At 64.1% G+C, this 23,327-nt stretch carries 17 protein-coding genes, 1 other RNA gene and 5 pseudogenes; 11 read left to right on the top strand and 12 right to left on the bottom strand.

The window, feature by feature from the left end; all coding sequences use genetic code 11:
- Positions 1–18 precede the first annotated feature (18 nt).
- Positions 19–993, bottom strand: a complete 975-nt coding sequence (locus AUC68_RS05975) for a metal ABC transporter substrate-binding protein (RefSeq protein ID WP_069437046.1) — start codon at positions 991–993, stop codon at positions 19–21.
- 174 nt (positions 994–1,167) lie between these two features.
- On the opposite strand from AUC68_RS05975, the gene AUC68_RS05970 reads away from it, so the two are divergent.
- Both AUC68_RS05970 and AUC68_RS05965 read left to right on the top strand, forming a co-directional pair.
- Positions 1,168–2,511 (top strand): AmpG family muropeptide MFS transporter, encoded by a 1,344-nt coding sequence (locus AUC68_RS05970; RefSeq protein WP_069436786.1) that lies wholly within the window; start codon positions 1,168–1,170, stop codon positions 2,509–2,511.
- Positions 2,508–2,732 (top strand): hypothetical protein, encoded by a 225-nt coding sequence (locus AUC68_RS05965; RefSeq protein ID WP_069436785.1) that lies wholly within the window; start codon positions 2,508–2,510, stop codon positions 2,730–2,732. The genes AUC68_RS05970 and AUC68_RS05965 overlap by 4 nt, the downstream gene beginning before the upstream one ends.
- A 2-nt stretch (positions 2,733–2,734) precedes the next feature.
- Here the strand turns inward: AUC68_RS05965 and recR are convergent, their stop codons facing one another.
- From recR to AUC68_RS05925, 9 genes and pseudogenes are all read right to left on the bottom strand, one after another.
- Positions 2,735–3,346 carry a recombination mediator RecR gene (gene recR, locus AUC68_RS05960; RefSeq protein WP_069436784.1) on the bottom strand — a complete coding sequence of 204 codons (612 nt, stop codon included), beginning with the start codon at positions 3,344–3,346 and terminating at the stop codon, positions 2,735–2,737.
- Positions 3,347–3,517: 171 nt separating this feature from the next.
- A pseudogene (locus AUC68_RS05955) lies at positions 3,518–4,065 on the bottom strand (redoxin family protein).
- A 284-nt stretch (positions 4,066–4,349) separates the two neighbouring features.
- Positions 4,350–4,670, bottom strand: coding sequence for a YbaB/EbfC family nucleoid-associated protein (locus AUC68_RS05950; protein WP_069436783.1), 321 nt, complete (start codon positions 4,668–4,670; stop codon positions 4,350–4,352).
- A gap of 50 nt (positions 4,671–4,720) precedes the next feature.
- Positions 4,721–5,173, bottom strand: coding sequence for a hypothetical protein (locus tag AUC68_RS16330; protein WP_069436782.1), 453 nt, complete (start codon positions 5,171–5,173; stop codon positions 4,721–4,723).
- A gap of 269 nt (positions 5,174–5,442) precedes the next feature.
- A pseudogene (locus tag AUC68_RS05940) lies at positions 5,443–6,608 on the bottom strand (DNA polymerase III subunit gamma/tau); the annotation flags it as partial.
- A gap of 152 nt (positions 6,609–6,760) precedes the next feature.
- Positions 6,761–6,861: signal recognition particle sRNA small type (ffs, locus tag AUC68_RS05935), an RNA gene on the bottom strand.
- Between the two features lie 232 nt (positions 6,862–7,093).
- Positions 7,094–7,843: pseudogene (locus AUC68_RS15680) on the bottom strand (linear amide C-N hydrolase); the annotation flags it as partial.
- Between the two features lie 275 nt (positions 7,844–8,118).
- Positions 8,119–8,976 (bottom strand): prephenate dehydratase, encoded by an 858-nt coding sequence (locus tag AUC68_RS05930; RefSeq protein ID WP_069436780.1) that lies wholly within the window; start codon positions 8,974–8,976, stop codon positions 8,119–8,121.
- A gap of 50 nt (positions 8,977–9,026) precedes the next feature.
- Positions 9,027–9,764, bottom strand: coding sequence for a 3-deoxy-manno-octulosonate cytidylyltransferase (locus AUC68_RS05925; protein WP_069436779.1), 738 nt, complete (start codon positions 9,762–9,764; stop codon positions 9,027–9,029).
- A gap of 157 nt (positions 9,765–9,921) precedes the next feature.
- Here AUC68_RS05925 and AUC68_RS05920 point away from each other — a divergent pair, with 157 nt between their 5' ends.
- The 4 genes and pseudogenes from AUC68_RS05920 (at position 9,922) to AUC68_RS17595 (ending at position 15,501) form a co-directional block, all read left to right on the top strand.
- The gene (locus AUC68_RS05920; protein WP_069436778.1) at positions 9,922–11,439 is read left to right on the top strand and encodes a c-type cytochrome; all 1,518 of its coding nucleotides are present in this window, start codon (positions 9,922–9,924) and stop codon (positions 11,437–11,439) included.
- 307 nt (positions 11,440–11,746) lie between these two features.
- Positions 11,747–13,659 (top strand): annotated as a pseudogene (locus tag AUC68_RS05915) (extracellular solute-binding protein).
- Positions 13,660–13,678: 19 nt separating this feature from the next.
- Complete coding sequence (locus AUC68_RS05910) at positions 13,679–15,238, top strand: extracellular solute-binding protein (protein ID WP_244500410.1); 1,560 nt, start codon at positions 13,679–13,681, stop codon at positions 15,236–15,238.
- Positions 15,235–15,501 carry a hypothetical protein gene (locus tag AUC68_RS17595; RefSeq protein WP_244500409.1) on the top strand — a complete coding sequence of 89 codons (267 nt, stop codon included), beginning with the start codon at positions 15,235–15,237 and terminating at the stop codon, positions 15,499–15,501. Before AUC68_RS05910 ends, AUC68_RS17595 begins: the two co-directional genes overlap by 4 nt.
- Here the strand turns inward: AUC68_RS17595 and AUC68_RS05905 are convergent.
- Positions 15,498–16,262 (bottom strand): AraC family transcriptional regulator, encoded by a 765-nt coding sequence (locus AUC68_RS05905; RefSeq protein WP_069436777.1) that lies wholly within the window; start codon positions 16,260–16,262, stop codon positions 15,498–15,500. The genes AUC68_RS17595 and AUC68_RS05905 overlap by 4 nt on opposite strands.
- 128 nt (positions 16,263–16,390) lie before the next feature.
- On the opposite strand from AUC68_RS05905, the gene AUC68_RS05900 reads away from it, so the two are divergent.
- From AUC68_RS05900 to AUC68_RS05880, 5 genes are all read left to right on the top strand, one after another.
- A complete protein-coding gene (locus AUC68_RS05900; protein WP_069436776.1) occupies positions 16,391–17,491 on the top strand; it encodes a DUF3047 domain-containing protein in 1,101 nt (366 codons plus the stop codon).
- A 256-nt stretch (positions 17,492–17,747) separates the two neighbouring features.
- The gene (locus tag AUC68_RS05895) at positions 17,748–18,866 is read left to right on the top strand and encodes a microcin C ABC transporter permease YejB (protein WP_069436775.1); all 1,119 of its coding nucleotides are present in this window, start codon (positions 17,748–17,750) and stop codon (positions 18,864–18,866) included.
- Entirely contained in the window at positions 18,866–20,029 is a 1,164-nt protein-coding gene (locus tag AUC68_RS05890; RefSeq protein ID WP_069436774.1) for an ABC transporter permease, read from the top strand. The genes AUC68_RS05895 and AUC68_RS05890 overlap by 1 nt, the downstream gene beginning before the upstream one ends.
- 9 nt (positions 20,030–20,038) lie before the next feature.
- Complete coding sequence (locus AUC68_RS05885) at positions 20,039–20,956, top strand: cation diffusion facilitator family transporter (RefSeq protein WP_069436773.1); 918 nt, start codon at positions 20,039–20,041, stop codon at positions 20,954–20,956.
- Complete coding sequence (locus AUC68_RS05880; protein WP_069436772.1) at positions 20,953–22,599, top strand: ABC transporter ATP-binding protein; 1,647 nt, start codon at positions 20,953–20,955, stop codon at positions 22,597–22,599. Before AUC68_RS05885 ends, AUC68_RS05880 begins: the two co-directional genes overlap by 4 nt.
- On the opposite strand, the pseudogene AUC68_RS05875 reads toward AUC68_RS05880, so the two are convergent.
- A pseudogene (locus tag AUC68_RS05875) lies at positions 22,596–23,312 on the bottom strand (C40 family peptidase); the annotation flags it as partial. The gene AUC68_RS05880 and the pseudogene AUC68_RS05875 overlap by 4 nt on opposite strands.
- Positions 23,313–23,327: the final 15 nt, after the last annotated feature.

Genomic DNA, 23,327 nt, shown 5'->3' with positions numbered 1-23,327 from the left:
TAACGTCCTTGGATGTTCTCAGCTTCCTTGGGCATTCTCAAAGCCCTTGGCGACGGTGTCCACGGTGACGCTGAGCAGATCGAGATAGGTGGGAACCGCACCGCCCTCCTTGCTCAGCGAGTCCACGTAGAGAACGCCGCCATAGGATGCGCCGCTTTCCTTGGCGACCTGCTTGGCCGCTCGGTCCGAGACCGTGCTCTCGGAGAAGACGACCGGGATGCCGTTCGACTTCACGAGCTCGATGACGTGCCGTACCTGCTGCGGCGTGCCCTGCTGGTCCGCGTTGATCGGCCAGAGATAGGCCTCGCGCATGCCGTAGTCCCGGGCGAGATACGAGAAGGCGCCCTCGGACGTCACGAGCCAGCGCTTGTCCTCCGGGATGGCCGAAAGGCGTTTGCGCAAGGGCTCGTCGATCGCTTTGATCTTGTCCGCATACGCCGCCGCGTTGGCGTCGTAGACCTCCGCGTTGTCCGGATCGTATTTCACCAGCGCCTTGCGGATGTTCTCCACATATTGAAGCGCGCTTGTTGGCGACATCCATGCATGCGGATTGGGTTTGCCGTTATACGGGCCTTCCGTGATGCCCATGGGCTCGATCCCCTCGCTCACCACGACGCCCGGCACGTCCTTGATGTTCTCGAAGAACTTCTCGAACCAGCGCTCCAGGTTGAACCCGTTCCACAGGACAAGATCCGCCTCCTGGGTCTTGACGATGTCTCCCGGCGTCGGCTGATAGTCGTGAATTTCCGCACCCGGCTTGGTGATCGATTCCACCACGGCGGCGGCGCCGGCGACGTTCTGGGCGATGTCCTGGATGACGGTGAAGGTCGTCACCACGCGGAACTTGCCGTTCTCCGCGCCGTCGCCCTCCGCTATCGCGGCGGAGTCTTGATCGCCACAACCGGCGAGCCCGGCCATCGCCAGGATGGCGATCGCGGCCGCCGCTCTTCGAACATGCGTTGCCCAGCGCACTGTCACTTGAAGCCTCCTCATCGAAGCCAATCGTCCTTTTGCGATGCAGCATAGCGCTAGTTGCAAATCATTCGCAAGTAGGAATTTGTCGCAGGCGGAGATTTGGAGCCGTCCGTGAGCCTCGAGGGCCCGCTTTTCCCGGGATAGGCGGTGGGAAGCCATGACGGATGGGCGAGCGGCTGGTAAGAACGAGCTATGACGGCCACCGAGGGAACGCCCAAACACTCCGACATTGCGGACGTTCGCCGCAGTTGGACCGAGATTCTTTTCACCCGCAAGATGCTGGCCTGCATTTTCCTGGGCTTCAGCTCGGGCATGCCCCTGTTCGTGCTCGTGTCCCTGGTGCCGGCCTGGCTACGCGACAACGGCGTCGACCTCGCCACGATCGGCTTGTTCGCCCTCGTGGGGCTGCCCTACACCTGGAAGTTCCTGTGGTCGCCGGTCATGGACCGGTTCAAGCTGCCGTTCCTGGGGCGCCGCCGCGGCTGGGCCCTGCTGACGCAAGTGCTGCTGCTCGTCTCGATCGGGCTTCTGGGCCACTTCAATCCGTCGACCTCGATCCAGGCCATTGTCTGGATCGTCTTCGCCGTCGCCCTGTTCAGCGCCAGCCAGGACATCGTCATCGACGCCTACCGGCGCGAGTTGCTGGCCGACGACGAACTCGGCACGGGCACGTCGTTCTGGATCAACGCCTACCGTCTGTCCGGCCTGGTGCCGGGCTCGCTGGCCCTGATCCTCGCCGACCATCTGCCCTGGTCCACGGTATTCTGGATCACCGCGGCCTTCATGCTGGTCGGCATCGTGACCACCTTGCTGGTCAAGGAGGAGAGCGACGACGACTTGGCGCCCCACACCTTGCGGGAAGCGGTGATCGATCCCTTCGTCGAGTTCTTCAGCCGCGACGGCATCGCGGCGGGGCTCGCGATCCTCGCCTTCCTGTTTCTCTACAAGCTTGGGGACAACATGGCCACGGCCCTGGCCACGCCCTTCTATCTCGACATGGGGTACAGCAAGACCGAGATCGGCAGCGTGGCCAAGTTCGCCGGCCTCTGGGCGGTGCTCGCCGGGGCGACCGTCGGCGGCATCGTCATGCTCAAGGTGAGCATCAACCGCGCGCTATGGCTGTTCGGCTTTGTGCAGCTCCTCACCATCATTCCCTATATCTGGCTGAGCCAGGCCGGGCACTCGCTGGCGGGACTGTTCGTTGTCGTCAGCGGCGAATACCTCGCCGTCGGCCTCGGCACCGTGGCGCTCACCGCCTTCATGGCCCGGGAAACCAGCAAGGCCTTCACCGCCACCCAGTTCGCGCTGTTCTCAAGCCTCATCGCCGTCCCGCGGACGGTTGCCAACGCGACCACGGGCTTCATCGTGGAAGCGGTGGGCTGGACCCAGTTCTTCGTCATCTGCACGGCTCTCGCGGTCCCCGGCATGCTGATGCTGTTCAAGGTCGCGCCTTGGAATGCGGAAGACGAGAACGCCGAAGACCAGGACCCGGACGACACGGCGCTCGTGGAGGCGGAAGAGGAGGCAGGGTCGTGAGCGACGGCGGACGGCTTCTTTGGATCGTCGGCGTGTTCGCCGCCGCGACCGTGGGTCTTCTCGCCGGAATCTGGATCGGCGGGGAGATCGAGTCCGACATCTTTTGGGACGTTATTGCCGAGACGAACCTGCCCGCCGAGTGCCTCGAGGCGTTCGAAGCCGCCGCGAACCGGGTTGCCGACAGCTATCAAGGCTCCGGGACGGTGCCGGCAGCCGACTAGCCTCACCCGCCCATCGACTTCCGCGCCTTGACGGCGGCGGCGAGCGTGCCTTCGTCGAGATAGTCGAGTTCGCCGCCGATGGGGACGCCCTGAGCGAGGCGCGAGACCGAGACGTTGCAGCCAGCCAGCTGGTCGGTGAGGTAATGGGCCGTGGATTGGCCCTCGACGGTGGCGTTCAGCGCCAGCAGGACCTCGGTCACCTCTTCGGCGCGGGCGCGTTCGATCAGCGTCGGGATGTTGAGATCGTCGGGCCCAACCCCATCCAGCGGCGACAGCGTCCCGCCCAGGACGTGATAGAGCCCGTTCACCACCGCCGCCCGCTCCAGCGCCCACAGGTCGCCCACCTCCTCCACGACGCAAATCAGGGAGCGGTCGCGCGCCGGGTCCCGGCATAGCGTGCACGGACTTTGCGTATCGATGTTGCCGCAGATCTCGCAGGTGAGGATCGTGTCGCGGGTCTCCGCCAGCGCCACGGCCAGCGGGTCGAGCAACTGCTCCTTCTTCTTGACGAGGTGCAGCGCCGCGCGCCGGGCCGAGCGGGGTCCGAGCCCCGGCAGACGCGCCAGGAGCTGAATCAGCCGTTCGATCTCGGGACCAGCCGCCGCGCGCGCCATGGACCGCATCCTCTCCAAGAAATCCCGACCCGCGGGGGCTCCCGCGGTCCGCAACCCGATGTCGCATCCGCCAAAACGCCGACGGCACGGCCCAGCTTAGCTGAGTCGTGCCGCCGATCCAGATCGGAGAAACGCGCAAACGCGTGCACCGCGTTCGCGGGGCGCCTATCGCTAGGCGGCCTTCACGACGTCCTTCTGCTCGAGATATTGCAGGAGGGTCTCCGGCGCGCTGACGCCGTACGGATCTTCCACATGGTTGTCGCACAGGCCCGGCTCCTCGAACCAAGCTTCGATCACTCCGTCGTTGACGACGGCGGCATAGCGCCAGGAGCGCATGCCGAAGCCGAGATTGTCCTTGTCGACCAGCATGCCCATCTTGCGGGTGAACTCGCCCGACCCGTCGGGGATGACCTTCACGTTCTTCAAGTCCTGATCCTTCGCCCATTTGTTCATGACGAAGCTGTCGTTCACCGACAGGCAATAGATGTCCTCGATGCCGAGGTCCTTGAACTTCTCGAAGGCGCTTTCGAAGCCCGGGAGCTGATAGGTCGAGCAGGTCGGCGTGAAGCGCCGGGCAGCGAGAACAGGATGACCCGCTTGCCGGCGAAATAATCGTCCGTCGTCATGTCCTGCCAGCGATAAGGGTTCGGGCCGCCGACGGATTCGTCGCGCACGCGCGTGCGAAAGGTGACCTCGGGGAGTCTTGATCCGGTCTTCATCTTTGATCCTTGAAATATTTTGCGAAGCTGCTGTTGGAACGTCCCATCCGCTGATGTGATTTCAGGCGCGCGCCAAGATTTCAGCCAAAGCTGCCCTGCAGCGCGACTTCCGTTTGGAACCGCGCGGCGTCCGCCGTCTACCACCTCGACCGATGTGATCCGTTCAAAGCCGGGATGTGGGAATCATACACGAGGCATAGCGGTGCAACATGGTGACGTTGCGCCGCAGTAATGCGACAAATCGTGCCGCCCGCGCGTGCGCAGTGTTCCTGCGTTGCGCTCGCCTAGAAGAGTTTGAAGCCGGGCGGAATGGGCAGGCCGCCGGTCAGCACGGACATCTTTTCCTTCATGGCCTCTTCGACTTTCAGTTTCGCATCGGCATGAGCGGCGACGATCAGGTCTTCCAGGATCTCGGCCTCCTCCGGCTTCAGCATCGAAGGATCGATGGTCACGCCCTTCATCTCGCCCTTGCCGTTCAGCGTCACGGTCACCATGCCGGCTCCGGCGCGGCCCTCGCAGGCCAGGGCTTCCATCTCGGCCTGCATGTCCTGCATGCGGCCCTGCAGTTCCTGCGCCTGCTTCATCATCTGCGCAAAATTCTTCATCGCGTTCCCATTTCGTCGCTCTTCGGTGCCTGAACGTTGTTCGGCCAGCCTCAGTTGGTTCCACCCTTCGTATAGACGTCCGCGTCGCCAAGGTCGTTCCTGTCGTCGAAGTCGCCTTGGGCGTTGTCGGTTTCCGCCGGCTCCGATGCGACCGCCCGGACGTCCTCGATCGTTGCACCCGGAAAGTGACGCAGCACTTCTTGAACGGCCGGGTGGGCTTGAAGTGTCTCAATCTCACGCGCCTCGGCCGCCCGGCGCTGGGCGCCCAACGGCTCTTCGCCCGCCTGGTCGCTTGTCGAGACGATCCAGACGCGTCCGGTCCAGGCTTTGAGCTTGCGCATCAACTCCTGGAGCAGGTCGGGTGCTGCGAGAGACAGCGGGTTGAGTGCGATGTCCCCGGGCTTGAAGTGCACGAGCCGCACCTGCTCCAGCAGGGCGTTTTTCAGCTTCAGATCGCGTTTTGCCTCCGCGAGGGCCACCACATCGGCGAAGCTTTGCGGCATGGGACGGTCCGGCGCGGGCTCCGGGTCGGGCTCATCGGCTGCGCTGGGCGGGGCCGGATTTTCGCTTTCGGTGACCGGAGGCGCATCGCACAGGCCTTGCGCGGCCGTGGTGCTGGGCGCCGCGGGCGCGAGCGTCTCGCCTCGACCGGAGAAGCCGCCTCAGCCGGAGACGCCTCAGCCGGTGACACGTCAGCAGGAGACACGTCGGCCCGCTCCGTCTCGGGGCGCGAGGGCCGCTCCGGCGTCTTGCGCTCGCTGTCAGACTGGCAGGCAATTTCGCCGGGCGGCGGCAGGTCGCCCACATAGGCCAGCCGGACCAGAACCATGTCGGCGGCGGCGAGCGGACGGGGGCTTGAGCGCACCTCGTCATGCCCCTTGAGCAACATCTGCCAGGCGCGCGCCAGCACGGCATCGACAGGCGCTTGGCCAAGTCCTCGATGCGGCCACGCTCCGCCTCGCCCGCAGCCGGGTCGATACTGCCGGGCCCGGCGGCCTTCGCGACCGTGACCGCGTGCACGGCATCTGCGAGATCGGTGATCACCTGGCCCGGTTCCGCGCCGTCGCGGTTGAGCTGACCAAGGGCGGAGAGTGCCCCGCCCGCATCGCCCTTCAGCACGGTCTCGAGCAGGTCGAAGATACGCCCGCGGTCGGCAAGACCCAGAAGCTCCCGGACGGTGCCCACCTCGATCCGCCCCGACCCGAAGGCGATGGCGCGGTCGAGGATGGAGAGCGCATCGCGTACCGACCCCTCGCCCGCCCGTGCGATCAGCGCCAGCGCCGCCGGTTCCGCCTCGGTGCCTTCTTCCTTGGCGACGCGCGCGAGATGGTCCGTGAGCGTCTCGATTTCGATCCGTTTCAGATCGAAGCGCTGGCAGCGCGACAGCACCGTCACCGGTACTTTGCGGACTTCCGTGGTGGCGAAGATGAACTTCACATGCTCGGGCGGCTCCTCGAGCGTCTTTAACAGGCCGTTGAAGGCCTGTTTGGAGAGCATGTGCACCTCGTCGATGATGTAGACCTTGTAGCGCGCCGTGTTGGGCTTGTAGTGGGCGCTGTCGATCAGATCGCGAATGTCGTCGATGCCCGTGTGGGATGCCGCATCCATCTCGATCACGTCCAGATGCCGTCCCTCCAGGATGGCCCGGCAGTGGACCCCCTCTTCGTCGAAATCGATCGTGGCGCCTTCGCCGTGCGGCCCCTCGTAGTTGAGCGCCCGCGCCACCAGCCGCGCCGTGGTTGTCTTGCCCACGCCGCGCACGCCCGTGAGCATATAGGCCTGAGCGATGCGGCCCGAGGCAAAGGCGTTCCGCAAGGTGCGCACCAACGGGTCCTGGCCGATGAGTTCGGCGAACACTTGCGGGCGGTATTTGCGAGCAAGGGCCGCGTGGCTGGCCGCCGCGTTCTGGGTCGGGTGCTGGGCCTGATTTTCGGACATCGAGAACGGGGCCCTCATGCCTTGGCTTCGCTTCTTGGCTTCGCTACTTGGCTTCGCTACTTGGCTTCGCTCGGAGCCGGCTCTTCAACGACGGGCAGCAGGATCGCCGCCCCCAGGGAGTTTACGCGATGCACAGACCGGACGCATGGGAAAGGTGGGAGGCTGGACAATCAACCCGCGAAACGCTCGTTAGGGCTGCTTCCTTCCGGACCTGACCCGGTTGGCGAGGCACGCGCCTGCCGCCAACCTCCCTGGCCTCTATATCGGCGAAGCCGGGGCTTGTGGCAAGCCACTGAGCCCCAATCGGCCGGCGCCTCCCGACTAGGGCGCCAGAAATTTGAACGCTTGGCGTCCTCGAAGCTGCCGGAGACCTCGCCCGATAGGATCGGATAGCTGGTGAGGTCCAGCTTCTTGGGCGCCGCGCCGTCCGACAAATCGAGCTTGTCGAGGTCGACCCAGAACAGCCCGGGATTGAACACCGAGTCATAGTAGTAGCGCTTGACGTTCTGATCGGCGTAGGTGCGCCACTGGGTCGAGGCGATATTGGGCTGTTTCGGGTCCTTGACGCCCACCGGAACGCTGACCGCGCGCATCATCGATGCCACGCTCGCGAGCGCCGTGCGCTTGTCCTCGAACTTCGGCGAGGCGCTCAAATTGTAGCTGGCGCGCACGAAGCGGTCCGCCGCGCGGTTCGTGCCCGGCAGGAACGTGAGGCCGCCGATCCCCTGCCAATAGGTGTTGATGGCGAGTTGCTGATCGTAAGGCGGCGAATTGGTCATCACAGTGGTTTGCGGACCGTGATGGATGACGAGCTTGCCGTCGAGATACTCGAAAATCGCCGAATCGCCGGACGGGTCGGACAAGGCCACATGACCGGTCGCCGCCTTCCCGTTCGGGAGCGCGGGCGCCACGATTGTGAACTGATGGCCCTCCAATGCCTCCACGGCTTCCGCCACGGTCGCGAAATTGTCGAGGACGTATTGCAGCCACGCGCCGACGGAAATCTTCGGTTTATCGGTGTCAGCGGGACCGTAGTCGGACTCGGCCAGATAGAGGACGTTGCCGACAAGGCCAGCCTCGTTGATCCCATCGACCGTCGCGACATCGTAGATCGTGGCGATGACCGAACCGAACTTGGACGTCCAGGTGACCGAGCCGGCACCGGCACCGCCGTCCCGCTCCATGCCCTTCGGAAAGGCCCACAGATTCGTCTTCGTGTCGTCGGCCCAATCCATGCTCCGGCCGACGATGTAGTCGCCGCCTCCCGTCTCGTAGAGAACGCGCGTACAGGCATCGCTGACGGTCACTGGACCGGCGACCGCCAGGCTTACCAGGGCCACCCCGAGAATTGGGCTCCATGTCTTCGATGGGGATTTCTTGGATTGGAATTTCTTGCTCATCTGACCTCACTTGACCGATGGCCCAAAGTGCCGGGCCGGAACGAATCGTCGAGCGCCGTGTCTAGCGCCGTTTTGTGGCGCCAAACTGTCCCGGCCGCAGTCTCGCGCGCCTACGATTTCAGCGTGCGCCGGAATGGGCTCGCGGGATAGGTGCCGAGCAGGGTGATCTCGCTGGTGTAGAAGTCGAGCTCCTCCATGGCCAGTTGCACCGGCCGCGAATCGGGATGTCCTTCGATATCGGCGTAGAACATGGTGGCGTTGAACGAGCCCTCGAGCTGGTAGGATTCCAGCTTGGTCATGTTCACGCCGGTCGTGGCGAAGCCGCCGAGCGCCTTGTAGAGCGCCGCGGGCACATTGCGCACGCGGAACACAAAGGTGGTGATGACCGGCCCGTCATTGGGCTTGGTCTTCACGGGCTTGGCGGACAGGACCACGAACCGCGTCGTGTTGTGGGCCGCGTCCTCGACGTCCCTCTTGGCGATCCGCAGACCGTAGATCTGCGCGGCGAGCTTCGAGGCGATCGCCGCTTGCGTGGGATCGGCCGCCTCGCTCACATGCCGCGCCGCACCGGCCGTATCGGCTTCGGTCACCGGCTTGAGGTTCAGCTCGGCGATGACCTTGCGGCACTGGCCGAGCGCCATGATGTGGCTGTGCACGGACTCGAGGCCGGCCAGCTTGGCGCCCGGCAAGGTCAGCAATTGATGCCGGATGCGCTCGAAATGCTCGCCGATGATGTAGAGCCCCGAATGGGGCAGCAAATGATGAATGTCGGCCACGCGCCCGGCAACCGAGTTCTCGATGGGAATCATGGCCAGCTTCGCCGCGCCCGTCTTCACCGCGGCCAGCGCATCCTCGAACGTGGCGCAGGGCAGAGCCTCCATGTCCGGATAGGCATCGTTGGCCGCCAGGTGCGAGTTGGCCCCGGGTTCCCCTTGGAAGGCGATTCGGTTTGGGCGCTTTCTAGCCATCGGTGTGTCGGCTTCGTTGCTGGTCCATCGGGCGGGAGGGCCAGAAATTCCTAAGAGGTTTCAAGAATTTCGCGTGCCCGCGTGAGGTCGGCCGGAGTATCGACACCGAGCGGAACCGTGTCAACGAGGCCGATGTGCAGGCGCATGCCGGCCTCGAGCGCGCGCAGTTGTTCGAGTTTCTCGCGCATCTCGAGCGGCGAGGGGCGCAGCCCCACGAAGCGCTCGAGCGCCGCGCGCCGGTATGCGTAAAGCCCGATGTGATGATAGAGCGGCCCCTCGCCATACGGTGCCGTCGCACGCGTAAAGTAGAGCGCATTGAGAATTCCGCCGCGCGCGAGGGGCGTGCCCACCACCTTCACCACATTGGGATTCGTGCGCTCCTCGGCGCGTACGATCTCGGCCGCGATGGTGCCGATGTCGGCGCCGCCTTCTTCGAGAGCCTCAACGCACTTGCGCACCAGGGCGGGATCGAGCGTCGGCAGGTCCCCTTGCAGGTTGATGACCACGTCGTACGTCCGGTCCGGATCTGCCGCCTGCAGCGCTTCGTGAATGCGGTCGGATCCGCTGGCATGATCGGGCCGGGTGAGAACGGACTCGCCACCGGCGCTGGCGACGGCGTCCTGGACGGCCTGCGAATCGGTGGCCACCAAAACCGGACCGCATTGCGCCTCGATGGCCCGCCGCCATACGTGAACGATCATGGGCTCGCCCGCGATCTCGGCCAGCGGTTTGTCCGGCAGACGTGTCGCCGCAAGCCGGGCAGGAATAACGACTATGGATTTTGTCATTGTTTCCCGTTTGTTAGCGTTGAAACGTCCTTTTCGACGGTGGCGCCGGGTGCGCTGATTCTCTCAGTTGCAACAACCCGCGCCCCCTTATAGTGTCAGCCGGCATCGCAAGAGCTATTCTGAAGTAGCCTTTTTTCCTGCCGGGGGGATATCGCTTATGAAATACTATTACTTCAACAAGATCGCCATGGCGGTGCTGTTGGCGCTGCTGTTGTTCTTTGGCACGCGAACGCTCATCGACATTATGTACGAGGAGCATGCGCCGGAGACACCGGGCTACGAAGTGGCCGGCGCCGAGGAAGACCTCGTTCACGGCGACAAGAAGAAGGAAGGGCCCGACAAGGGCGCGGAGTTCATTGCCGCACTGAATAAAGCCGACCCGGCCAAGGGCGAGCAGGCCGTCGGGCTCTGCAAGGTTTGCCACAATTTCGAAAAGGGCGGCCCGAACATGATCGGTCCGGGCATCTACGGCGTGGTCGGGCACAAGATCGCCGCCCATGAAGGTTTCAACTACACCCCTGGCCTCAAGGACCATGGCGGCGAGTGGACATTCGAGAACCTGGACCACTGGCTCGAGAACCCGGCAGGCTTCGCGGCCGGGACCAGCATGGCTTTCCCCGGTATCAAGGACCTTCAGAAACGCGCGGACGTGATCGCCTATCTCAACCAGAACAGCGATAGCCCGCTGCCGATTCCTGAGCCCACGGCCGCACCCGCCGCCGAGGAGAAAGCCGGGGACGCGGCCGAAGAGAGCGGCCAGCCCGAAATCCTGTCGCTCCTCGCCGAGGCCGACCCGGCCAAGGGCGAGCAGGCCGCGGCGCTCTGCAAGGTCTGCCACTCGTTCGACGCGGGCGGCGCCAACATGATCGGGCCGAACCTGCACAATGTGGTCGGCGCCGATGTCGCTCACCACGAGGGCTTCAGCTACACCGAAGCCCTCAAGAGCAAGGGTGGCGCATGGACCTACGAGCGCCTCGACGAGTGGCTGACGAATCCGCAAGCCTTCGCGGCGGGGACCACCATGGCCTTCGCCGGCATTCCCGACGCGAAGAAGCGGGCGGACGTGATTGCCTTCCTGCGTAGCCAGACGGAGAACCCGCCGGCTCTGCCTGCAGGCGATGCGGCGGCTGCGCCGGCCGAAGATGCTGCCCCCGCCGAGGACGCCGCCCCCGCGGAGGAACCCGCCCCAGCCGAGGACGCGGTCCCTGCCGAGGAAGAGGCGAAGCCGGCTGAGGAGGCCGCTCCTGCTGAAGAAGCCGCTCCCGCCGAGGACGAGGCCGCTCCCGCGGAGGACGAGGCCGAGCCCATGGTCGAGGAAGAGGTGATCGAGGAAGAGGCGGTGGAAACTGCACCGGCCGAGTCCGAGGAGAGCCCGTCCGCGACCGAAGAGTCCGGCGCCGCGACCGAGATGGAGAAGGAAGACGCGGCCATGGAAGAGATCGAGGAGGTGATGGACGAAGAGACCATCGTCAACTCGCCCGAGGTCTCCGAGGATGCGCCGACCCTGCCGCATAAAGGCGAGGCGCCGTCTCCGAACCAGCCGCAGCCGGTCGTCCCGTCGGACCCGTCTTCCACGACGACGCAGGCCGACGAGCCCAGCACGCCGGACGACAGCGCAAGCACGTCCTCGCAGCCCCAGCCGGTCTACCCGGACGGCAAGCCCGAGGGGCTCTAGACCGCGCAGGCGTCATTCAAAACCGCTTGATCAAGGGCCCTCGCAAGAGGGCCCTTTTTCTTGGCCGCGATGCATTGCCAGGGGCCGCACGCCAGGCATCGGCGTTGCCGTTCTTCCCGGTCCGCGGCGACCGCGGGACATGACCGATATTTCACTTGGCCCCGCAGCACGCCATGCTAACTTTTTCTGCCTTTTGCGCTTCTTGCCGCCCCCGGCCAGGCTTAAGCCCCGTGGTTGCCCGTCTCGGCATGCCGGGGCGCACGTGGCCGGAACGATCCCTCAAACGCGGAACGGTGTTGCTCCACCCATGATCCTTTCACGCCTGAGAACTGTGCATCCGACATTCGCGCCCCTGACGCTCGCCGCGACGCTGACGGCGCTGCTGCTCGGGCCGGCCGTCGCCGAAGAGGCCAAGACCGACACCGGCGATGCCGCCGGTCAGACCCAGCACCATGCGCTGTCTTTGGTGGGGGGCCCCGAATACCCCGCCGACTTCGCCCATTTCCGCTTCGTCAATCCCGATGCGCCAAAGGGCGGCCTCGTGCGCCTGCCCTCGATCGGCGGTTTCGACAGCCTCAATCCGGTCCTTTATCGGGGCGAGCAAGCGCCGGGGATCAGCCTCGTCAACGAGAGTCTGATGTCCGACAGCATCGATGAGCCGTCGACCTCTTACGGGCTCATCGCCGAGTGGGCGTCCTACCCCGAGGACTACTCGTCCGTGACGTTCAAACTGCGCGATGAGGCGCGATGGCATGACGGTAAGCCGATCACGCCCGAGGACGTGATCTACAGCCTCAACGTGAACAAGGAGGCGAATCCGCGGCTGGGCCTCTACTACAAGAATGTCAGCCATGCGGAGCAGACCGGCGACAACGAAGTCACGTTCTACTTCGACACCAAGACAACCGCGAGCTGCCGATGATCATGGGGCAGCTCACCATCTTGCCGAAGCACTTCTGGACCGGCAAGGACGCCAACGGCGAGACCCGCGATCCCATGAAGACCACCATGGAGCCGCCGCTCGGCTCCGGCCCCTACCGCGTCAAGACGGTCCGGCCCGGCCGGTCGATCAGCTTCGAGCGGGTGGACGACTATTGGGGCAAGGATCTACCCGTGAACAAGGGCATGTGGAATTTCGACGAGCTCCGCTTCGATAGCTATCGCGACATGACCGTCGCCTTCGAGAGCTTCAAGGCGGGCAATCTCGATTTCTGGAACGAAACGAGCTCCAAGAACTGGGCCATGGCCTACGACTTCCCGGCGGTCCGCAACGGCGAGGTCAAACGCGAGGAGATCAAGCTCGATCGCGTGATGCCGATGCAGGCCTTCGTGATGAACCTTCGCCGCCCGCAGTTCCAGGACCGGCGCGTCCGCCAGGCGCTCAACCTCGCGTTCAACTTCGAATGGGCGAACAAGAACCTGTTCTATGGCCAGTACGAACGGGTCGGTAGCTATTTCCAGAACTCCGAACTCGCGGCACCGGCAGCCCTTCCCGAAGGACGCGAACTGGAGATTCTGGAGACCGTGCGCGGCGACGTCCCCGAAGAGGTCTTCACCACCGTCCATCGCAATCCGACCAACAAGGACCAGATGGAAATGCGCAACAACCTGCGCAACGCCGTGAAGCTCTTGCGCGAGGCAGGCTGGCAGGTGAAGGACGGCAAGCTCACCAACACCAAGACCGGTCAGAAAATGACGGTGGAGTTCCTGCTCGTTTCGCCGCTCTTCGAGCGCATCGTCCAGCCCTATATCCGCAATCTCGACCGGCTCGGCATCGACAGTTCGATCCGCCTGGTGGACTCGGCCCAGTACACGCGGCGTCTCAACAATTTCGACTATGACATGGTCGTCGGCAATTTCGCCCAGTCCGAATCGCCTGGCAACGAACAGCGCGACTACTGGGGCAGCGAAGCCGCCGGCCGCGAGGGCAGCACGAACCTCATCGGCATCAAGGACCAGGCCATCGACAAGCTGATCGACTATGTCATCTTCGCCAAGGATCGGGAGGAGCTTGTCGCCGCGACCCGCGCGCTCGACCGCGTGCTTCTGTGGAACGATTTCGTCGTGCCGCAGTGGTTCTCGCCGAATTCGCGGATCGCCTATTGGAACCGCTACGACAAACCGGAAACGCTCCCTGGACTGACGCCGGGCTTCCTGCAAGTGTGGTGGTACGACAAGGACAAGGCCCAGTCGGCCGGCGAGCAGGCCGAGGTGCGCTAAGAGGCTCAAGACCCGATCGATGACAGTTGCACGTGCCGCGTTTGTCCTTGCTGCAGGCCTTCTCTGCAGCCTATCGGCCCCCGCCCCTCTAGAGGCATCCGAACTCAGCCACGGCCTGTCGGCATTCGGCGATCTCGCCCAGCCTGAAGACTTTGAAGCCTTCGCCTATGTCGATCCGGATGCCCCCAAGGGCGGCGCCCTGTCCTTGATCGGCTGGGGCGGTGTCACGACCTTCAACAGCCTCAACAACTACATCCTCAAGGGCGACGCCGCGCAGGGGCTCGACCTGTTGTTCGACAGCCTCATGGTGCGCGCGCAAGACGAGCCGGATGCGGTCTACGGGCTCATCGCCGAAAGCGCGGAAGTCGCCGACGACCGCAAGTCGGTGACGTTCTACCTCCGGCCCGAAGCGCGCTTTTCCGACGGCACACCGGTGACCGCTGACGACGTCGTGTTCTCCTTCGAGACCCTCAAGGAAAAGGGCCATCCGCTTTTCTCTCAGATGCTGCGCGATGTGGAGACGGCCGAGGCACTCGATCCGGCGACGGTGCGCTACACGTTCACCGGCGACCTCGTGCGCGATTTGCCGCTCACCGTGGCGGGGCTGCCCGTGTTTTCCAAGGCCTACTACGCCGGCAAGACGTTCGACGAGACGACGCTGGAGCCGCCTCTGGGGTCGGGCCCATACCTGGTCGACGGTTTCAAGCAGGGCCGCACCATCACCTATCGGCGGAACCCTGACTATTGGGCCAAGGACCTGCCGGTCAACAAGGGCCGCTGGAACCTCGACACGATCCGCTTCGAGTATTTCCGCGACCGCACAGCCGGCATGGAAGCCTTCAAGGCCGGCACCTACGATCTTCGCGAGGAGTTTACCTCGAAGGTCTGGGCGACCGAGTACGACTTTCCCGCGGTACAGGACGGACGCGTGAAGAAGGAGACCGTGCCGGACCTCACCCCGTCTGGAACGCAAGGCTTCTTCATCAATACGCGGCGTGACAAGTTCAAGGACAAGCGCGTGCGCGAAGCCCTGGCGTTGGCCTTCGACTTCGAATGGACCAACCGCAACATGTTCTTCAGCCTTTACGACCGCACCCAGAGCTATTTCGAGAACTCGCCGATGAAAGCCGAAGGCGAGCCCTCGGACGGCGAACGCACGCTCATCGAAGGGCTCGGCGTCGAGGTCGATGCGGATGCGCTTGGGCCCGTGGCGATGCCGCCGGTCAGCGACGGTTCGGGCCGGGACCGGAACCTCTTGAGAGAGGCCAGCAAACTGCTCGATGAGGCGGGCTGGCGCATCCAGAACAAGAAGCGCGTCAACGACAAGGGCGAACAGCTCACGGTCGAGTTCCTGACCTTCGAGCCCTCCTTCGAGCGCATCATCGCGCCCTATGTGAAGAATCTGGAACTGCTCGGGATCGCCGCGCGCATCCGCCGCGTCGACCCGGCCCAGTATCAGCAGCGCCTGAAGGATTTCGATTTCGATGTCACCACCCAGCGCTATGTCATGCGCAATACGCCGGGCGCGAGCTGCGCAGCTATTTCGGCTCCCGCGCCGCGGATCTCGGGGGCTCCTTGAACCTCGCCGGAGTCAAGGACCCCGCGGTGGATGCGCTGATCGAGAAGATCATCGCCGCCGAGAACCGCGAGGACATGAACACCGCGGCGCAGGCGCTCGACCGGGTTCTGCGGGCGGGGCACTACTGGGTGCCGCACTGGTACAAGGCATCCCATACGATCGCCTATTGGGACAAGTTCGGCCAGCCCGAGACCAAGCCGAAATACGATCGGGGAATTCTCGATACGTGGTGGTTCGTGGGCGCGCAGAACGAGCGGCCCTAAGCCAGCCGCTCGAAGCGCTCGATCTTGCGGAACACGGGCGCCGGGTTGACACCGAACGTATCCCGGAATGCATGGCTGAAATGGGTTGCGTCCGCGAAGCCGCTGTCCAGTGCCGCAGTGGTCATGCTGTCGGAGGCATGCAGCCGCTCCGCCGAAAGCCAAAGCCGCTTCCACATGCGATAGCGCCGGTACGGCACACCGATCTGTTCACTGAACAAATGCAGGACTCGCGAGGGCGACAGACCCAGCGCCTCGGCCAGTTCCGTCTGCGAGTGATTCCGGTCCGGCTCGGCAAGGATGAGATCGAGCACTTTCAGAATACGCGGGTCGATCGTGGTGCCCGGTTCGGCCGGGAACAATTTGTCGAGCCGCGCCTCGACATCCGGCTGGCGCGGATCCTCCTCGAACACCCAGTGAAACGCGGCCACGATTTCGGGATCGCGGAAACTGCTCACCACGCCTTTTCGATACGGATAGCGCTTGCGGAACGCGGGCGCCGAGGCGCTCTCCGCATCGACGAAGAGTTTCCCATGCACGCCGCCGTCAATATCGAGGGCGTGACGCAAGCCCGGCGGCACCAATGCGACGCGGTAGCTGCGCCACACGCCATCGGCAAGCATCATCTTGAACGGCTTGTAGATGCCCACATGCAGGACGGGCGCGCCGTAGACGTGATTCTCCAATTGCTGGAGTGGACCGCAATACACGGCCCGGCCGTCACCGATATAGAGCTGCGAATGAAAGGGATGAAATTGATCCATAGCAGGTTCCTGCAAGTCGGAGGCATGGTCGCTCGGCTATGGTCCCGGCGCAACAATAAAGGCAATGGCGTCACCCCGTTGGCGCTGCCACGGATGGAACGTCTTGATGGAACGACTTGGAGGACCCTATGCAAGATCGCCCTCAACTCGACAGCGCCGCGTTCGAAGCGCAGTTCAGGGCGCTTCTCGGCCAGGCACCGGCCGGGATCGTCAAGGATTTTCACTTCGTCCTCGTCCCGTCGAACCAGCCGCCCTGGCTCGACACCGGGATCGACTTCGCACCCGGGGACCAGGTCTCGACCTTCGTGATCGGCACGACCTCCTTGACGGGCACAGCGATCTCGTTTCCGGCCGCGATACAGCTCTGGTGCCGGATCGGCACCGACGGCGAGATCTTCCGGGGATCCCGGGCGACCAACAGCTTCGAAGCCGTGAAGTCGGGACGGCTCTATGTGGGCACGAGTTTCCCCGGTGAGTTCGCGTCCCGCACGGGCGATCTGGCCACGCCGGACGAAGCCTGGGGCATGGCCGAAGGCATCCTCACGCTGCTCGTCGTGCGCTGGCAGATGCCGCCGCTGGAAGCCCTGAAGAGGCTCGTGCAGATCGGCGACGTGAACGGCATGGTCGCCGGCGAGATCGACCGCTTTTCAAGTCAGGTCCCGGTGCCGAAGGGATGGGACTATCTCTGGTTCATCGGTCCCTCGGAGATCTACAAGGAATGCGGCGATCACGGACGGGCGAATGCGATCTGCTGCCATAGCGACAACAACGGCGCGCTACTCACAAAGGACTGTGTCGTGCCGCTCAAGCCCGGCACCAAGGTCTCCTGGGCCTGGCGCATGGAGAAGCTTCCCTCCGCGGTTGCCGAGGATACGTTCCCCACGCACGACTATCTGAGCATCGCCGTGGAGTTCGATAACGGCCAGGACATCACCTATTTCTGGAGCAGCGAGCTGCCGCTCGAGACGACGTTCCGCTGCCCCATTCCCACCTGGACCCACCGGGAGACCCATGTGGTCGTGCGCAGCGGGCTGGACGACCTCGGGAAATGGCTCACCGAAGAGCGGGATCTCTACCGGGATTACGCCGAGCGGATCGGCGGCCCGATGCCCGAAAAGATCGTCAAGGTCTGGCTGATCGCCGTGTGCATCTTCCAGCAGGCGGAAGGCAAGTGCCAATTCGCCGATATCGCGATCCACGGCGAAAACGGCACGATCGCGGTCATGTAGCGCCAGCTTTGCACGAACGCCGCGAGGGGCGCCCCTTGTTGCCACTTGGGGCGTTTCTTGGCGCGTTCCTTGGCGCGTTCCTTGGGCGCCGGCGCCCAAGTCTTACCAACTTGCAATAATTCCAGCCCCTCTGTCGGGTTCCACTCGCCTCCAGAATCCAGTAAGCAAAGACAGCACATACGGGTCCCCGCCCTCCAGGCGAGAGCGGCCGCAGCCCGTTGCAACCGGAAGCGCAGCGACAGGAAGCCCAACACAATTGGCCGCCTATATCCTTCGCCGACTCTTACTGATCATTCCAACGATGCTCGGCATCATGCTGGTGACCTTCGTCATCGTGCAGTTCGCACCGGGCGGACCCGTCGAGCGGCTGATCGCGCAGCTAACCGGCACCGATGCCGGCGCCACCGCGAAATTCAGCGGCGGCGGCAGCGACTTCTCCGGCAGCGGCGGTCAGCAAGGCATGCCCGGCGGCGACGTGAGCGGGGGCTCGTCCAAATACCGGGGCGCGCAGGGGCTCGACCCGGAATTCATCGCCAGCCTCGAGAAGCAGTTCGGTTTCGACAAGCCCGCTCACGAGCGCTTCGGGCAGATGATCTGGAACTATCTGCGGTTCGACTTCGGCGAGAGCTATTTCCGCGACACGAGCGTCATGCAGTTGATCGCGGAGCGCATGCCCGTCTCGATTTCGCTCGGTCTGTGGATGACGCTGATCTCGTACGCGATCTCAATTCCACTCGGGATCCGGAAGGCCGTCCAGGACGGCTCGCGCTTCGACATCTGGACGTCGAGCGTGATCGTGATCGGCTACGCCATCCCGGGCTTTCTGGTCGCGGTGTTCTTGATCGTGCTGTTCGCCGGCGGCTCCTTCCTGCAGATCTTTCCCTTGCGCGGCCTCGTCTCGGAGAATTTCTGGTCCCTGCCCTGGTACGAAAAGATCCTCGACTATTTCTGGCATCTTGTGCTGCCGCTGACCGCCATGGCGCTGTCGGCGTTTGCGACCACGACGTTCCTGACCAAGAACTCGTTCCTCGAGGAAATCCGCAAGCAATACGTCATCACGGCGCGGGCGAAGGGATTGACCGAACGGCAGGTGCTCTACGGACACGTCTTCCGCAACGCCATGCTGATCGTTATCGCCGGTTTCCCCGGTGCCTTTATCGGGGCCTTCTTCGCCGGGTCGCTTCTGATCGAGACCATCTTCACGTTGGATGGCCTCGGACTGCTGGGCTTTGAGTCCATCGTCAACCGCGACTATCCGGTCGTGTTCGCGACCGTCTACATCTTCTCGCTGCTCGGACTTCTGATCAGCCTCCTCTCCGACCTCACCTATACCTGGGTCGATCCGCGCATCGACTTCGAAACGCGGGAGGTCTGATGGACGCGCCGACCGATGTCAGCGTCACCGAGGAGGTTGCGGCGGAAGGGATCCCGCAGACCCGCCCTTGGATTTCCGCGCTCAACAAGCGCCGCTGGCAGACCTTCAAAGCCAACAAGCGCGGCTACTGGTCCTTGTGGGTCTTCCTGATCCTCTTCGTGACCAGCCTTTTCGCCGAGTTCATCGCCAACGACAAACCCATCCTCGTCGAATATGAGGGCCAGCTTTATTGGCCCATCTTCGAGGCCTATCCCGAGACGGATTTCGGCGGCATCTTCGAAACGGAAGCGGATTATCGCGATCCCGTGGTGCAGGAACTGATCACCGAGAAAGGCGGCTGGATGCTGTGGCCGCCGATCCGCTTCTCCTACAACACGCAGAACAAGAACCCGCCAATGGCGTTCCCGGTGAAGCCCACCTGGCTGCTGACCGACAAGGATTGCGAACTCGCCGTCGAGAAGGGCTTCCACCCTTGCGACGCCAGTCTCGAGTGGAACTGGCTCGGCACCGACGATCAGGGCCGCGACGTGGTCGCGCGGATCATCTACGGCTTTCGCATCTCCGTTCTGTTCGGACTTGTGCTGACGGTCTTCTCGACGATCATCGGCGTCTCCGCCGGCGCCGTTCAGGGTTATTTCGGCGGCTGGACGGACCTGCTGTTCCAGCGCTTCATCGAGATCTGGACGAGCGTCCCGCAGCTCTATCTGCTGATCATCGTGGCCGCCGTCATCGAGCCGAATTTCTGGATCCTGCTCGGCATCCTCTTGGCCTTCTCCTGGGTGGCGCTGGTCGGCGTCGTCAGGGCCGAGTTCCTGCGCGCGCGCAACTTCGAATATGTCACGGCCGCGCGCGCACTTGGCCTGCCCAACCTCAAGATCATCTTCAAGCATCTGCTGCCGAACGCGATGGTCGCCACCCTGACGTTCATGCCCTTCATCCTGAACGGCTCCATCACGACCCTGACGTCGCTGGACTTCCTCGGATTTGGACTGCGCCCGGATTCGCCGTCGCTCGGCGAGTTGCTGGCGCAAGGCAAGGACAATCTGCAGGCGCCCTGGCTCGGGCTGACGGCGTTCTTCGTCATCGCCATCATGCTGAGTCTTTTGATTTTCGTCGGCGAGGCCCTGCGCGACGCGCTCGACCCGCGCAAGACGCTGACCTGAGGCGGGCCCATGCACGGTTCACACGACCACAGCCACACGGTCACCGCCAAGAATGAGACCCGCATGGGCCTGGCCGCGATGATCACCGGCGGGTTCATGTTCATCGAGCTGGCGGGCGGAATCATCGCCAACTCCCTGGCGCTGATCGCCGATGCGGGGCACATGCTCACGGATTTCGCGGCGCTGGGACTGGCGTGGTTCGCGTTCCGCCTGGCCCGGCGTCCCGCCGACTGGAAACGCACCTACGGCTTCGACCGGTTCCAGGTCCTGGTGGCGTTCACCAATGGCATGGCCCTGTTCGTGATCGCCGGCTGGATCGTCTACGAGGCGATCGACCGTCTGATGCAAGGCGAAGCGCATGTGGCCGGCGGCATCATGGTCGTCATCGGCGTCGCGGGGCTTCTGGTGAACATCATCTCGTTCCTGCTCTTGCGGGGCGCGGACCGGGAGAATCTCAACGTGCGCGGCGCGGCGTTGCACGTGCTCGGCGATCTGCTGGGGTCGGTGGCCGCGCTGATCGCCGGCGCCGTGATCATGCTGACGGGGTGGACGCCGATCGATCCGTTGCTGTCGATCGTCGTGGCCCTGATCATTCTGCGCAGCGGCTGGTTCGTGGTCTCTGAATCGGCCCATATCCTGCTCGAAGGAGCGCCGCACGAACTCGACACCCGCGACATCGCCCCGGACCTCGTGAAGAACGTGCCGGGCGTGGACGAAGTCCACCACGTCCATGTGTGGTCCATCACCCAATGCCGCCGCATGGTCACGCTGCACGCCGTGATCGGCGATGCAGCCGACATCGACACCGTCGTGCAGGGCATCAAGGCCCGGCTGAAAGACAAGTTCAACCTGGACCATGCGACGGTCGAAGTGGAGTCCCGCACATGCGCCGATCATACCGACGCATCTCATCGAGCACCCGCATGACCGATACGCCGACCCTCCTATCCATCGACAAGCTGTGCGTGGACTTTCGCGCGGGTGAGAAGGTCACCCATGCGGTGAAGGATGTCTCTTTTGACATCGACCACGGCGAAACCGTCGCCCTTGTGGGCGAGTCGGGTTCCGGCAAGACCGTCTCGGCTCTGTCGATCCTCCAGCTCCTCCCCTATCCCGCCGCCTCGCACCCGGGCGGAGCGATCCATTTCAAGGGCGAGAACCTCCTGGCCCTGCCGCCGGAGGGCTTGCGCCATGTGCGCGGCAATCAGATCTCGATGATCTTCCAGGAGCCCATGACGTCCCTGAACCCGCTCCATACGATCGAGCGCCAGATCGCCGAGGTCCTGCGCATCCATATGGGCCTCACGGGCGACGCGGCGCGGGCGCGCGTCATCGACCTCCTGACCAAGGTGGGCATTCAGGACGTGGAGGAACGTCTTGCGTCCTACCCGCACCAGCTTTCGGGAGGGCAGCGCCAACGCGTGATGATCGCCATGGCGCTTGCCAACGAACCGGACCTCCTGATCGCCGACGAGCCGACAACGGCGCTCGACGTGACGATCCAGGCACAGATTCTCGAACTGCTGTTGCAGCTCAAGGCCGAGTTCAACATGGCGATGCTTCTCATCACCCACGATCTCGGGATCGTGCGCAAAATGGCCGATCGCGTCTGCGTCATGCACAACGGCGCGATCGTCGAACGCGGGGCCACGAAAGACATTTTCGAGCACCCGAAGGACGACTACACGAAGCATCTCATCGCCTCGGAACCGAAGGGCTCGCCGCCCCCAGCCGACCCCGGCGCCAAGACGATCCTCACGACGGACGATCTGAAAGTGTGGTTCCCGATCAAGCGCGGCTTCCTGCGCAAGACGGTCGGGCATGTCAAAGCCGTCGACGGGATCGATGTGGACGTCAAGGAGGGGCAGACGCTCGGCGTGGTCGGCGAGTCCGGCTCCGGCAAGACGACGCTCGGCCAGGCCCTTTTGCGGTTGATCTCGAGCGAGGGGCCGATCGTCTATCTCGGCCAGCGGATCGACGGCTACAATTCGAAGCAGATGCGGCCCCTGCGCAAGGAGCTGCAGATCGTTTTTCAGGATCCGTACGGTTCCTTGAGCCCGCGCATGTCGATCGGGCAAATCATCGAGGAAGGTTTGCTGATCCAGAACCCGGGCATCTCGCAGGAAGACCGCAATTCGCGCGTCGCACGGGCGCTGACGGAGGTGGGGCTGGACCCAAAGGTCCGGGACCGTTACCCGCATGAATTTTCCGGCGGCCAGCGGCAGCGCATCGCCATCGCCCGCGCGCTGGTTCTGGAGCCGAGATTCCTCATTCTGGACGAACCGACATCGGCGCTGGACGTCTCGGTCCAAGCGCAGATCGTGGACCTTCTGCGCGATCTCCAGAAACGGCACCGGCTGGCCTATCTCTTCATCAGCCATGACCTGAAGGTCGTCCGGGCCCTGGCCAATTCCATCATCGTCCTGCGGCACGGGAAGGTGGTGGAGCAAGGCCCTTCGCAGGATGTCTTCACCAATCCGCAAACGGACTACACCAAGGCTCTCCTGGCCGCCGCGTCGAGTTGGAGACGACGCCGGCCGATGCGGTTTCCACCTAGCCGTTTCGGCTAAGGGGTCTCCACAAGTCGCCGCACGCTCGTGATGGCAAACCCGGCCTCCTTGATGCGCCGGCAGGCGTCCTCGAAGGGCTCGTGCTCGACGGCCATATGATAGGCGTTGGCGTGCAAAAAGCGGTCCGGGCTCGTCATGATGCCCACATGGCCTTCCCAAAAGACGAGATCGCCACGCCTCAAACCGGCGCCGCCCGCCAGGTCCACGGGTACGCCGGCTTCGGCCTCTTGCATGTCCGCATCGCGCGGGAGGTTATGGCCAGCGGCCGCGGCGGACAGTTGCACGAGGCCCGAACAGTCCAAGCCGACGCTGGTGCGTCCGCCCCAAAGATAGGGCGCCCCAATAAAGCTCTCGGCAATCGTGACGAAATCCGGCGCGTGGTCGCTCACGGGCGCGATATGGCTCGCATAGACGAAGCCGCCCGTGTCCAGCGGCGCGTAGCGGCCGCCCTCCTCGGCAAGGCGCACGCGCGCATTCAGACTGAGCAAACGAAGCGGCGGCGCCTTGGCGTCCGGTTCGGGGAAGACATAGGTCCGCAGCGCGGCGACGCGATGCGTCGCGGGCGCCCGCACGGGTCCGAGCCCCTCGCTCGGCACATAGCCGACATAGGCGTCGTGATCGAGCTGCACCCAGGCCCATCCGTCCCGCTCGTCGAAAACGGTTAGGGTCTCGCCGTGCAGCGCCTCGGTATCGAGGTTCGCACCGGCGCGGGGCTCCCGGCGCAACGG

The organism is Methyloceanibacter methanicus (assembly GCF_001723285.1).
Lineage (GTDB): Bacteria > Pseudomonadota > Alphaproteobacteria > Rhizobiales > Methyloligellaceae > Methyloceanibacter > Methyloceanibacter methanicus.
Note: the sequence above shows the minus strand (reverse complement) of the source record. Positions and strands in the feature narration are given on the sequence as shown.